Genomic DNA, 13,187 nt, shown 5'->3' on the forward strand with positions numbered 1-13,187 from the left:
CAGTGTAGCGATTCCAGTCGAAAGTATGATTTTCTCTTTTCTGCGCATGAGAATCGCCCACCGATAAGGTTACTGGATCCCCCCGCCCAGCGACTGCCACAGCGTGATGCGGTTCTCCAGGTCGGTTTGCTGCAGCGCAATCAGCGATTCCTGCGCCGACCACAGCGACCGCTGCGCGGTCAGTACCGTCAGATAATCCCCCGCGCCCGCCTTATAGCTGCGCGTTGCCACATCCAGCGTTTTTTGCTCGGCCGCCACGTATTCTCGCTGGGCATCAAGCTGCTCGCTGAGCGTTTCACGGCGCGCCAGCGCGTCGGCCACGTCTTTAAACGCGCTCTGGATGGCTTTTTCGTAGGTCGCAATTAACCCTTTTTTCTCGGCTTCTGCATAACGCAGCTGCGCCAGATTGTTGCCGCCGCTGAACAGCGGCAGGCTGATGGACGGCGCGAATGACCAGACCTTCATCCCGTGGCTGAACAGGGAGGAGAGCGAGTCGCTGCCGACGCCCGCGCTGGCGGTCAGTGAAATGGTCGGGAAGAAGTTGGCGCGCGCCGCGCCGATATTGGCGTTGGCGCTCAGCAGGTTATGTTCCGCTTCCTGAATGTCCGGGCGGCGCAGCAGCGCGCTGGAGCTGACGCCCGCCGGGATCAGCGTGATGGCGTTGTTGCTCAGGCTCTCCAGCGTACCGGGCAGCAGGTTCTCCGGCACCGTATCGCCCGCCAGCAGATTGAGGGCATTTTTATCCTGCATCACCAGCGTCCGGTAGCTCGCCACGCTGGCGCGCGCCTGCTGGTAAACCGCCATCGCTTCACTGACGTCCGTAGCCGCCGCGACGCCCACTTCCTGCTGGCGCTTCACAATCTTTAGCGAGTTTGCCGCGCTCTCCATTGTGGATTTCGCCAGCGCCAGGTTGCTGTTATCCGCCGCCAGCGTCACCCAGGCCGTGGTCAGCTCGCTAACCATCGTCAGGCGCGTGTTCTGCGCGGTGAACTCGCTGGCAAGCCAGGTTTCACGCGCGGCGCGGGAGAGGCTCTGGTTGCGGCCAAACAGATCCAGCTCGAAGCTGGAGACCGCGCCGTTGGCTTCGTCGCTTGTCGCAACACCGCTTGCCAGCGTGCGGCTGCGGGTGTGGCTCAGCTCGGCGTCCACCGTCGGAAACAGGGACGAGCGCGTTTCACCGTACTGTGCGCGGGCGGCGTCGATATCCGCGATCGCTTTTTGCACGTCGCGGTTGCTGTTCAGCGCCATCGTCACCACGCTTTTCAGCCTCGCGTCGTTCATCACCTGCTGCCACTGGCTCACCACGGCGGTGGCTTCGCCGTGCGCGCCGGGCAAGGTCGCCGGGACGGGAGCGTCCGGGCGTTGATAGGTAGGGTCTAACGACACACACCCTGCGCTCAGCAGGACTAACGCTAAAACAGTGACACGAAACATTATGACCTCCGGTTCGCGTGTTTACCGGAGAACAGACGTTTCACCAGTACAAGGAATAAAGGGACGAAGAAGATCGCCAGCAGCGTCGCGGCCAGCGTTCCGCCGATAATGCCGGTACCAATTGCCACGCGGCTGTTGGCACCTGCACCGGTTGCAACGGCCAGCGGCGTCACCCCTGCGATAAACGCCAGCGACGTCATGATGATGGGACGCAGACGCGTCTGGGCGGCACGCAGGGCGGCGCGCGTCAGGGAGTAACCTTCTGCGACTTTGGCTTCGGCAAACTCGACAATCAGGATGGCGTTCTTCGACGACAGGCCGATAGTGGTGAGTAGCGCCACCTGGAAGTAGACGTCATTACTCAGGCCGCGCAGGGAGGCGGCAAGCGCCGCACCCAGCACCCCAAGCGGGATCACAAGGATGACCGAAATCGGCACCGACCAGCTCTCATACAACGCCGCCAGGCACAGGAACACCACGAGGATGGAAAGGGCATAGAGGCTCATCGCCTGACCGCTTGCCAGTTTTTCCTGCAAAGACAAACCGCTCCACGCCCAGGTGCTGCCGGACGGCAGGCTGTTTGCCAGCTGCTCCATTTTGCTCATCGCCGTGCCGGAGCTCGCGCCGCTGGCGTTTTCGCCCTGTATCTCATACGCCGCCGAGCCGTTGTAGCGCACCAGGCTTTCCGGGCCATACTCCCAGCGGGTGGTGGCGAAGGCGGAGAACGGGGTCATGGTGCTGTCGCTGCCGCGCACATACCATTTGTTGAGATCGGACGGCACGGCGCGATAGTCGCTGTCGCCCTGGATGTAGACCTTTTTCACGCGGCCGCGATCGATAAAGTCGTTCACGTAGGTCCCGCCCCAGGCGCTGGAGAGGGTGTTGGTGACGTCGCTCAGGGACAGCCCCAGCGACACGGCCTTGTTGTTGTCGATATCCACCTGAAGCTGCGGCATCTGCGGCAGATCGTTGGCGCGCACGGCGTGCAGCGAGCTGTCCTGGTTGGCTTCGCCAATCAGCTGGTTACGCAGTTTCAGCAGCGCATCGCGGTCGGTGCCGCCGCTGGCCATCAGCTCAAAGGTAAAACCGTTGCTCTGGCCCAGGCCGTCCACCGCAGGCGGCGTCATCGCAAAGATGGTCGCATCGCGGATGGTGCTCAGTTCCTGCGTGGCACGCAGGGCGATGGCCTGAGCCGTGTTTGCATCGCCTTTACGCTCTGACCAGTTCTTTAGGGAGACAAACGCCATCCCGGCGTTCTGGCCGCTGCCGCTGAAGCTGAAGCCTTCAATGGTGAAGATCACGTTGGTGTTGGCTTTCTCTTTGGTGAGGAACCACTCGCGCACCTGGCGGCTGACTTCGGCGGTACGTACCGTCGTCGCGCCGGCTGGCAGGGTGTACTGCACCATGATTTCGCCCTGGTCTTCCGTCGGCAGGAAGCTGCCCGGCAGCTTAAGCATGGCGAAGCCCATCGCGCCGCAGAGCAGGGCGTAGATGACCAGCATGCCGCCGGAACGGCGCAGAGCGCGCAGCACCTTGTTCTGATAACCGCGCTCGGTCCTGCTATAGAAGCGGTTAAACGCGCCGAAGAAGCCCTTTTTGTGCGGCGTCGTGTGGCTCAGAATCGAGCCGCAGAGCGCGGGCGTCAGGGTCAGCGCCACCACCACGGAGAGGAACATCGCCGAAATAATGGTGACCGAAAACTGACGGTAAATCACCCCGGTGGAACCGCCGAAGAAGGCCATCGGCAGGAATACCGCAGAGAGCACCAGCGCAATGGCGACCAGCGCGCCGGAGATTTCGCCCATCGATTTCTCGGTGGCTTCCCGGGCGGGCAGCCCCTCGTCGCGCATAATACGCTCGACGTTTTCCACCACCACGATGGCGTCATCCACCAAAAGCCCAATCGCCAGCACCATCGCAAACAGCGTCAGGGTATTGATGGAGTAGCCGAACAGCGCCAGCACGCCGAAGGTACCCAGCAGAACGACAGGTACCGCCAACGCGGGGATCAGCGTCGCGCGGACGTTTTGCAGGAACAGGTACATCACCACCACCACGAGGACAATGGCTTCGAACAGGGTCTGAATCACGTCCTCAACGGAGATCTTGATGAACTCGGTGCTGTCCTTCGGGTAGGCCACGTCGTAGCCTTCCGGCATCGACTTTTTGAACTCGGCAATCTTATCTTTCACCGCCGTCGCAGTGTTGAGCGCGTTCGCACCCGGTGAAAGCATGACTGCCATACCCGCCGCCGGGTGGCCGTTGAGCTTCGCGGTGGCGGTATAATCTTCGCTGCCCATCTCCACGCGGGCGACATCGCTGATGCGCACCACCGCGCCGTTGGATTGGCTCTTCACAATGATGTTTTTAAACTGATCCACCGTCTGCAGGCGCGACTGGGCGCGGACGGTGGCGGTCAGCTGCTGGGCGTTCGACGAGGGTAGCGCGCCGATTTTACCGGCGGAGACCTGCACGTTCTGCGCTTCAATCGCGCTCTGCACGTCGGACGGCATCAGCGAGTAGGACGCCAGCTTCGCCGGATCGAGCCAGATGCGCATCGCGTATTCCGCCCCGAACACCTGCAGGCTCCCGACGCCTTCCACGCGCGCCAGCGGATCCTGCATATTACTCACCAGCCAGTCGGCAATATCCGAGCTGCTGGCGGTGTCGGTTTTATCGTACACGCCCATGATCAGCAGGAAGTTGCTCTGGGATTTTTCGACGGTGATCCCGGACTGCTGCACCTCGGTGGGCAGGCGCGATTCCGCCTGCTGGACTTTGTTCTGCACCTGCACCTGAGCGGTGTCCGGGTCAGTGCCCTGCTCGAAGGTGACGGTAATGCTCACCGATCCGTCCGAGCTGCTGGTGGAGGTGAAGTAGAGCAGGTTATCCAGCCCGGTCAGCTGCTGCTCGATCACCTGCGTCACGCTGTTTTCCAGCGTCTGCGCGGAGGCACCGGTATAGGTGGCGGAGATTTTGATCGACGGCGGCGCAACGTCCGGGTACTGCGCGACCGGCAGCGTGCGGATGGCCAGCATCCCAGCGAGCATGATAAGAATAGCGATAACCCAGGCAAAGACCGGGCGACGCACGAAGAAACGGGAAAACATCAGGCGTTTCCTCCGTTGGCTTTCATCTCTTCGGCCTTCACTTCCTGCCCTGCGGTGACTTTGTCAGTACCTTCCACAATCAGCCTGTCGCCTGCCTTCAGCCCGCTCAGCACCAGCCATTTGTCGCCGTAGGTGTCACCCGTTTCCAGCTGACGCTGCTCGACCTTATTGCTGGCATTGACCACCAGAGCGGTGGCGGTGCCTTTGGCGTCACGGGTGATGCCCTGCTGCGGCGCGAGGATCGCGTCGCTCATGACGCCTTCATCCACCCTGGCGCGGACAAACATGCCCGGCAGGAGCTGATGCTGCGGGTTCGGGAAGACGGCGCGCAGCGTGACCGAGCCGGTTGATTCATCCACCGCCACTTCGGTTAACGCCAGGCGGCCTTTCTCGCTGTAGGTGCTGCCGTCTTCGAGGATTAACGACACGCTTAGCGTATCGCTATTGGTGGCAAGGGTTTGCTTGCGCAATCGTAGCAGATCGGCGCTGGAACGGGTTAAGTCGACGTACATGCTGTCCAGCCCGCGAATGGTGGCGAGCGCGGTATCCTGCTGGGCGGTGACCAGCGCGCCGGGGGTGACGGAGGAGATGCCGATGCGTCCGGCAATCGGCGCGGTGACGGTGGTCCAGTTGAGGTTAATGCGCGCGCTCTCCTGCGCGGCCTTCTTTGATTCAACGCTGGCCTTGTCCTGCGCGCAGGTGGACTTCGCGTCTTCTGCGTCCTGACGCGACACGCCGTCGTCTTTCACCAGCTGCGCATAGCGCTGGGCTTTCTGGCAGTCGGCCTGCACCAGCGCCTGGGCCTGTTTCAGCGCCGCGGCGGCTTCATCAAACGCCGCGCGGTAGCTGGAAGGGTCAATTTGATACAGCGCCTGTCCTGCCTTCACGGTATCGCCTTCGGTGAACAACCTCTTCTGAATAATGCCGCCCACCTGCGGGCGCACTTCGGCGCTCATGGCGGCGGTGGTGCGGCCCGTGAGCTCGCTGACGACGGAGACCGGCTGGCTCATGAGGGTGACAATCCCCACATCCGGAAGAGGATGCTGGGGAGCAGATGTTTGCGCATTATCGCACCCGGTCAGGAGGAGTAATGCCGCGATGGAGGTTGTTATGGTTTTCATAATCTTTTTCCAGGGTGAACGATGCCTGCCCTGTTAAAGGATCAACAGGGAGGGGGGCTATTTAAAGGCACAGCGATACCGCATCTCCGGCATGGCCGGAAATGTTAAGTTGGGAAATTACTTATTCCCGCTAATTATTCACATGCGATTACTTCGCAGAGAAAAGCATATTTAAAATATTCTGATAGATAGGCTCTAATTGTTCTGACGGTACTTTTAAAGGCGCGAGTCGACGGTAAATCGTGCCTTCGATCATCACCGCGGTAATTTCCACGCAGCAGCGAATATGTTCATCGCTCAGATGGGGGAATTGTTTTTTCAGGTGCGCACAGGCGTTGGTAAACATCCGGGCATCGGCTGCGATCAGCATGGCCGCCACCTGCGGGTTACGGGTCGCCTCGGCAGACATTTCGAGCATCAACGCATCGTCGTCTTCGTTGAGCGTCTGACGCCAGGCGAGCGCCTGCGGCATCCCTTCCACCACCGTTTTATCCTGCATCCCTTCGATGCGTGAGTCGATAATGCGGCGGATCATCTCTTCAATAATCGCGTCTTTGTTACTGAAATAACGGTAAATTTGCCCGACGCTAAGCTTCGCCTCACTGGCAATTTGCGACATGCTGGCGGCGTGAAATCCGCTGGCGCGAAAGCAGCGACGCGCGGCGGTGATGATTTCGTCCTGACGTTGTTTTTGTCGTTCTTCCAGCTTTGTGCTCATCGTCGTATACCGTGCAAAAGTGAGAATGATCGTTCTCAGTATACGTTTTGGATGCGTATTGGAAAGGCTTTTTTTATTTAGTTATTGAGTGAATGTTTCTGTATTAAAAAAAAGGAGGAAATTAGGAGTTTTTATGAAGGTTAAGCTGTGAGATATTCAAATTGCGCGGAAAATAAGGAGAGGAATATGCACCTGAGCATAACAGATAATGTAACACCCGCAGAAAAAGAAGAGCTATTTGTGGGGTTAAGAGCCTATAACGGACAGTTTATCGATCTGACAAACTTTAGCGGCGACATTGGCGTTTATGTACGAGACGATAAAGGCGTCATGCTCGGCGGGCTCATTGGGGTGCGTAAAGGCGACTGGCTGAATATCGACTTTCTCTGGGTCAGCGACACCGTGCGGGGTACCGGCGTGGGCAGCCAGCTTATCAAAACGGCGGAAGAGGAAGCCAGACGCAAAGGCTGCAAGCACGCGCTGGTGGATACCGTCAGCTTCCAGGCGCGCCCGTTCTATGAAAAACAGGGGTACCAGTTGCAGATGTCTTTGCAGGATTATCCGTACCCGGGCATGCAGCGACATTACCTGGCGAAAGTCCTTTAAGCTCTGAATCCGTAGGCCGGGTAAGCGCAGCATCACCCGGCCATACCCGCATATAACTTATCCTTCTTATTGATTCTTTTTCGTTTTTTATTTCACCGCCTCGTTGTCGATATAGTCACTAAAACATTCAGCAAAAGGAACTTTCTCGTGAAACGTCGATTGGGTGCTCTGGTTCTCGCTGGCCTGCTGCTGGCAGGGTGCGATCAAAGTGGCAGCGATGCCAAACACATAAAAGTGGGCGTCATCAACGGCGCTGAACAGGACGTGGCGGAAGTCGCCAAAAAGGTGGCAAAAGAGAAATATGGCCTGGACGTGGAGCTGGTCGGATTCAGCGGCTCGCTATTGCCCAACGATGCCACTAACCAGGGAGAGCTGGATGCCAACGTCTTCCAGCATCGTCCGTTCCTTGCAGAAGATAACAAGGCGCATGGCTACAAGCTGGTGGCCGTGGCGAACACCTTTGTTTTCCCGATGGCAGGCTATTCCCGCAAAATCAAATCCGTCTCTGACCTGAAGGACGGGGCGACTATCGCCATTCCAAACGATCCGACCAACCTTGGCCGCGCGCTGCTGCTGCTGCAAAAAGAGAAGCTCATCACCCTGAAGCCGGACACCGGGCTGCTGCCGACGGCGCTGGATATTATCGCCAACCCTAAGCAGCTGAAAATCATGGAACTGGAAGGGGCACAGCTGCCGCGCGTGCTGGACGACCCGAAAGTGGATGTCGCCATCATCAGCACTACCTATATTCAGCAAACCGGGCTATCGCCGGTGCATGACAGCGTCTTTATTGAAGACAAAAACTCGCCGTACGTGAACATCGTGGTGACGCGCGAAGACAACAAAGACGCGGAGAACGTGAAGGCGTTTATCCAGTCGTATCAGTCACCGGAAGTGGCGAAAGCGGCAGAAACGATCTTTAACGGCGGGGCGGTGCCGGGCTGGTAAAGGTGCCGGCAGAAAACGCGGTGATGAAAATGGCCCGATTCCATCGGTAATCGCCCTTTAGCCCACAGCACCAATTGTGACGGCTGGTTATCCTCCTTATCACACCAACCGGAGGATAGCCCATGAACATTACCCAAATTCGCAATGCCACCCTGCTGATTACCTACGCCGGAAAACGTCTTTTAATCGACCCGATGCTGGCCCCGAAAGGCGCTTATCCGGGCTTTCCCGGTACGGCGCATGCCGAACGCCGTAACCCGACGGTCGAACTCCCCGTTGACGTCAATACGCTGCTGGACGCTGACGCGGTGATCGTCACCCATACCCATGACGATCACTGGGATCGCACCGCGGCAGAGCTGATCGCCAAAGACAAACCGATCTACGTGCAAAACGATCGTGACGCCGCGCTGCTGCGCAGCCAGGGGTTTAGCAACCTGACGGTCATGACCGACGCGACCTTCTTCGGCGATATTCAGATTACGAAAACCCACGGCGGCCAGCACGGGACCGACCGCGCATACGCCGTGCCGGAGCTTGCGGAGCGGCTGGGCGAGGCCTGTGGCGTGGTGCTGCGTCATCCTGGTGAGAAGACGCTCTATCTTGCCGGGGATACCATCTGGCGTGAAGAGGTGGCAGCCGATCTGCAAAAATACCAGCCGGATGTGGTGGTACTGAACGCCGGTTATGCCCACGTCATCGGCTTTGGGCCCATTATTATGGGACAGGAAGATGTGCTTAACGTCCATTTCCTGCTGCCGCAGGCTAAAATCGTCGCGAGCCACATGGAGGCGATTAACCACTGTCTGTTGACCCGCAGCGCGCTGCGTGAGTACGTCGAAGCCAACCAGGTGAGCGATGCGGTGAGCATTCCCCAGGATGGCGAAACCGTTATATTCTGAGTGCGTTAACGGGAAAGGAGAGACAGATGTCGCTAATCAACGTTGCGATTGTCGCGGTAGACGGGTTCAGCCCGTTCCACTACTCCGTTCCCTGCATTCTGTTTGGTGATTCGGTCTCCGGCGAAAAGCGCTTTAACGTGACGATCTGCGCCGAAACGCCGGGGTTTCTTACCTCAAAAGACGGGTTCGCCCTCAACGCCACGCAGGATTACACCGCCATCGGGCAGGCCGACATTGTTGTCGTTCCCTACTGGCAGCACGTCCTTGAACGGCCGCCTCAGGCGCTGCTCGACAGCCTGGTGTTGGCGAGAGACAACGGCGCGGAAATTGTCGGCCTGTGTCTGGGGTCGTTTGTGCTGGCCTGGGCGGGGATCCTCGACGGTAAACGGGCCGCCACCCACTGGGAGTTTGAACATCACTTCCAGTCGCTCTTTCCGAACGTCCAGCTGGATATCAATGCCCTCTACGTGGATGACGGCAATATCATCACCTCTGCCGGTACCGCGGCTGCGCTGGACTGCTGCCTGTACATCATTCGCCAGCGTTTTGGCAGCGTCGTCGCCAACCAGATTGCACGTCGGATGATTGTACCGCCCCATCGCGAGGGCGGGCAGGCGCAGTTCATCGCCCAGCCGGTTCCGAAAGATACCCGTGACGCACGTATTAACTGCCTCATCGACTACCTGCAGCAGCACATCACCGAACCGCATAGCCTGGACTCGCTGGCGGAGGTGGTTTCGATGAGCCGCCGCACGCTGACCCGCCATTTTATTAAAGCCACGGGGATGAGCGTCGCCGACTGGCTTACCGCCGAACGCCTGCGGCGCAGCCAGATTTTGCTTGAAGTCGGAAATATGCCAGTTGAGAGCGTGGCGGAGCTGGTGGGATTTAATTCCGCCGTCACCTGGCGACAGCAGTTTAAGGCGCGCTTTGGGGTGAGCCCTGCTGAATGGCGAAAAACGTTTCGCCGGCATATTTAATTTATTACGGCTAACTCTTCATTGAAGGGTAAGTTAAATATTTCTCTTATTTTCTTAATCGAGCTCGCAATTTTCTGAAATAATATTCTTTTTAATGTGCCATAACGCAAATCACATATACTCGCATTAAGAATGCTCTTATATTGCGACTATAATAATTGCGAAATAACCTTGTGGCATGGATGAATAGCTCAGAAATAAAAATTAGAATAATTTCATTTGTAAATTATGCCGTTGCTATCTTATTGGCTGCGCTTTTTTCAGCGAGCGCTCACGCTGCGCCGCTGTCGCCAGCCGATCGCGATGCCATTCAACAGCAACAGCAGCAGCTTTTACTCCAGAACCAGCAGCAGCGTGAAGAGCTGGAGCGCAGTATTCCCCTTCCCGAATCCGCCAGACCACGGCCTGTTACCGGCTCCGGGCCTTGTTTCACCATTAATAACATTACGCTTTCCGGCGCGACCTTAATCTCCCCAAAAACCCAGCATAGACTTGTTGCGCCGTGGCAGGGCCAGTGTCTGAATATGGCGAAAATAACGGAGCTTCTGGCCCATATTTCCGACTGGTATATCAGCCGGGGATATATCACCAGCCGCGCCTTTCTTACCGAGCAGGATCTCTCCGGCGGTCAGCTGAATATTGTTGTGCTGGAAGGCCGGCTGGAAGCGATTCGCCTGGAAGGTGAAACGCCGCGGATGCTGAAAATGGCGTTTCCGGGACGGGTGGGGCGCATCCTTAATTTACGCGACATCGAACAGGGCATGGAGCAAATAAACCGTTTGCGCGCCGAGCCGGTTCAGATTGAAATTCTGCCGGGAACGCAGGCCGGATATTCGATTGTTAATCTCACGGCAAAACCGGAATTTCCCTTAAGCGCATCCGTAAGCCTGGATAATAGCGGGCAGAAGAGCACCGGTGAAAACCAGCTTAACGGCGTGCTCACCGCCAACAATATGCTGGGGCTGGCGGATAAATGGTTTGTCAGCGGCGGGCGCAGCAGTGATTTTGCCAGCGCGTACGATGCGCAGAATTTCCAGGCGGGCGTCAGCGTGCCGTTTGGCTATGGCTTGCTGGACTACAGCTACGCCTGGAGCAACTACCGAACCACCATCAATAACCAGGGGTTCAACTGGCTCTCCACGGGCGATACCAAAACCCACCGCGTCAACGCGTCGTGGGTGGTTTTCCGCAACGGGGATGTGAAAACCGGTATCGCGGCAGGCGTGGTTCAGCGTTCAAGCCGTAACTGGCTTAACGACGCGCCGCTTCAGAGCAGCACGCGCAATCTCTCCAGCCTGATCCTCGGGGTTACCCACACGCAAAAAATGCTGGGCGGTGTGGCGACCTTCAACCCGACCTGGAGCCACGGCATGCCGTGGTTCAATGCCGAAACCGACGAAGGTAAATCCGGCGATATGCCGCGGGCAGAATTCCGCAAATGGAGCCTGAACGCCAGCTTCCAGCGTCCCGTCGCCCGTAACGCCTGGTGGCTGACCAGCGCCTACGGCCAGTGGTCGCCCGACCGGCTCTACGGCTCCGAGCGCCTTACGCTCGGCGGGGAAAGCTCCGTGCGCGGTTTTAAAGAGCAGTATCTGTCCGGGGATAACGGCGGCTACTGGCGTAACGAGCTGGGGTATTCCCTCTTCACCCTCCCGGTGATTGGCGCGGTGAGCGCAACGATCGCCGTTGACGGCGGCTGGCTGGAAAAAGACCGTCAGGACCGCTTTGCCTCCGGCACGTTATGGGGGGCCTCTGTGGGGCTGAGCAGCGCAGGGCGCTGGTACAGCAGCCAGGTTTCAGTCGGCACGCCGCTGCACTACCCCGACTGGCTTGGCCCGGATCATGTGAGCGTTAACTGGCGCATTGCCTTCATGCTTTAAGAGACTCTACGACTATGGATACCCGTCACCCACCCGTTCGTTTCTCACAGCGTCTGATCAGCTGGATTGTCTGCGGCTTAATGGTCTGGCAACCGATGGCACCTGCCGTCGCGGCGGCGCTTACGCCGACCGGGCAGACCACGGTGGATCGGGCGGGGAACGGGGTTCCGGTCATCAATATCGCCACGCCGAATGGGGCGGGCATTTCGCATAACCAGTTCCAGGATTACAACGTCGGCAAAGAGGGGCTTATCCTCAACAACGGTACCGATCGTTTAACCCAGACCCAGCTGGGCGGGCTTATCCAGAACAACCCCAACCTGCAGGCCGGGCGGGAAGCGAAAGGCATCATCAACGAAGTCACGGGAGCCAGCCGCTCCCAGCTGCAGGGCTACACGGAAGTTGCCGGTAAGGCGGCAAACGTCATGGTGGCTAACCCGTACGGGATCACCTGTAACGGATGCGGGTTTATCAACACCCCCAACGCCACGCTGACCACGGGTAAACCGCAGTTTGACGCTAACGGTAACCTGCTGGCGCTGGATGTAACGAAAGGGGCCATCACGGTTGAAGGCCAGGGGCTGGACGCCAGCAAGAGCGACGCGCTGTCGATTATTGCGCGCGCAACGGAGGTGAACGCCGCGATTCACGCGAACGACCTGAAGGTGACGGCAGGTGCGAACCGCGTTGGCGCAGATGGAAGAGTTAAGCCGATTGCCGGTGAGGGGGCTGCACCCGTAGTGGCTGTGGATACCGGCGCGCTCGGCGGGATGTATGCCAACCGTATCCGCCTGGTCTCCAGCGAGAAGGGTGTAGGAGTAAACCTCGGCAACCTCACTGCGCGCCAGGGGGACATTCAGCTTGATGCGGGCGGGAAACTGACGGTCACGAACAGCGTGGCCAGCGGATCGATCGCCGCGAATGGCGCGGGGGTGACCCTCAACGGCAGCCATCAGGCCGCGGGGGCGCTGAATGTAACCAGCTCGCAGGATGTGGAACTCAATAACAGCACCCTCGCCAGCCAGGGGGATATGCGCCTTTCCGGTGAGGGGAAAGTGCAGATAACGGGCGGCAGCATCAGCAGCAAAGGCGCGCTCAGCGTGGCGGCCGGAAAGGATATCGTACTCACCAATACCCGCAGCGGAAGCGATACCCTTACCACGCTGACCAGCGGCGGCACGCTGTCAGCCACGGGTAGTGCGATCTCGGCAGGAGAGAACCTGGCGCTGAGCGGTGGACAGCTGGTGCTGGACAACCAGAGCCGGGCCGATGCCACGGGCGATATCCGCCTGACGGGCGGCACCGTCAGTAATCTGGGACAGGTGAACGCGGGGCGCGACGCTGCGCTCTCCGGCGACAGGGTGTCAAACGGCGGCCAGCTGGCGGCGAAAGGCCATCTGGATGTGAACGCCCGAGACCTGACGAACGGCGGCACGGTTCAGGGTAACGACATTACTTTACTGGGGCAGACGGTCACCAATAACGGCA

At 58.8% G+C, this 13,187-nt stretch carries 9 protein-coding genes and 1 pseudogene; 6 read left to right on the forward strand and 4 right to left on the reverse strand.

The window, feature by feature from the left end; translation table 11 throughout:
* Positions 1-69: 69 nt before the first annotated feature.
* The 4 genes from IM271_RS12895 to IM271_RS12910 all read right to left on the reverse strand — a co-directional run bounded on the left by IM271_RS12895 (position 70) and on the right by IM271_RS12910 (position 6,383).
* Positions 70-1,434 carry an efflux transporter outer membrane subunit gene (locus tag IM271_RS12895; protein WP_049137119.1) on the reverse strand — a complete coding sequence of 455 codons (1,365 nt, stop codon included), beginning with the start codon at positions 1,432-1,434 and terminating at the stop codon, positions 70-72.
* Positions 1,434-4,544, reverse strand: coding sequence for an efflux RND transporter permease subunit (locus tag IM271_RS12900; RefSeq protein WP_193052688.1), 3,111 nt, complete (start codon positions 4,542-4,544; stop codon positions 1,434-1,436). Before IM271_RS12900 ends, IM271_RS12895 begins: the two co-directional genes overlap by 1 nt.
* Positions 4,544-5,665 (reverse strand): efflux RND transporter periplasmic adaptor subunit, encoded by a 1,122-nt coding sequence (locus IM271_RS12905; RefSeq protein ID WP_045260816.1) that lies wholly within the window; start codon positions 5,663-5,665, stop codon positions 4,544-4,546. Before IM271_RS12905 ends, IM271_RS12900 begins: the two co-directional genes overlap by 1 nt.
* 148 nt (positions 5,666-5,813) lie before the next feature.
* The gene (locus tag IM271_RS12910) at positions 5,814-6,383 is read right to left on the reverse strand and encodes a TetR/AcrR family transcriptional regulator (protein WP_028014987.1); all 570 of its coding nucleotides are present in this window, start codon (positions 6,381-6,383) and stop codon (positions 5,814-5,816) included.
* Positions 6,384-6,569: 186 nt separating this feature from the next.
* Here IM271_RS12910 and IM271_RS12915 point away from each other — a divergent pair, with 186 nt between their 5' ends.
* The 6 genes and pseudogenes from IM271_RS12915 to IM271_RS20345 form a co-directional block, all read left to right on the forward strand.
* The gene (locus IM271_RS12915; protein ID WP_193052689.1) at positions 6,570-6,989 is read left to right on the forward strand and encodes a GNAT family N-acetyltransferase; all 420 of its coding nucleotides are present in this window, start codon (positions 6,570-6,572) and stop codon (positions 6,987-6,989) included.
* Between the two features lie 147 nt (positions 6,990-7,136).
* Entirely contained in the window at positions 7,137-7,937 is an 801-nt protein-coding gene (gene nlpA, locus IM271_RS12920; protein WP_063155221.1) for a lipoprotein NlpA, read from the forward strand.
* A gap of 122 nt (positions 7,938-8,059) precedes the next feature.
* The gene (locus IM271_RS12925; protein WP_193052690.1) at positions 8,060-8,839 is read left to right on the forward strand and encodes an MBL fold metallo-hydrolase; all 780 of its coding nucleotides are present in this window, start codon (positions 8,060-8,062) and stop codon (positions 8,837-8,839) included.
* 26 nt (positions 8,840-8,865) lie between these two features.
* Entirely contained in the window at positions 8,866-9,819 is a 954-nt protein-coding gene (locus IM271_RS12930) for a GlxA family transcriptional regulator (RefSeq protein ID WP_193052691.1), read from the forward strand.
* Between the two features lie 182 nt (positions 9,820-10,001).
* Positions 10,002-11,699, forward strand: coding sequence for a ShlB/FhaC/HecB family hemolysin secretion/activation protein (locus tag IM271_RS12935; RefSeq protein ID WP_193052692.1), 1,698 nt, complete (start codon positions 10,002-10,004; stop codon positions 11,697-11,699).
* A gap of 95 nt (positions 11,700-11,794) precedes the next feature.
* Positions 11,795-12,523: pseudogene (locus IM271_RS20345) on the forward strand (filamentous hemagglutinin N-terminal domain-containing protein); the annotation flags it as partial.
* Positions 12,524-13,187 lie beyond the last annotated feature (664 nt).

Source organism: Enterobacter cloacae complex sp. I3, from assembly GCF_014896175.1.
GTDB classification, from domain to species: domain Bacteria; phylum Pseudomonadota; class Gammaproteobacteria; order Enterobacterales; family Enterobacteriaceae; genus Enterobacter; species Enterobacter bugandensis.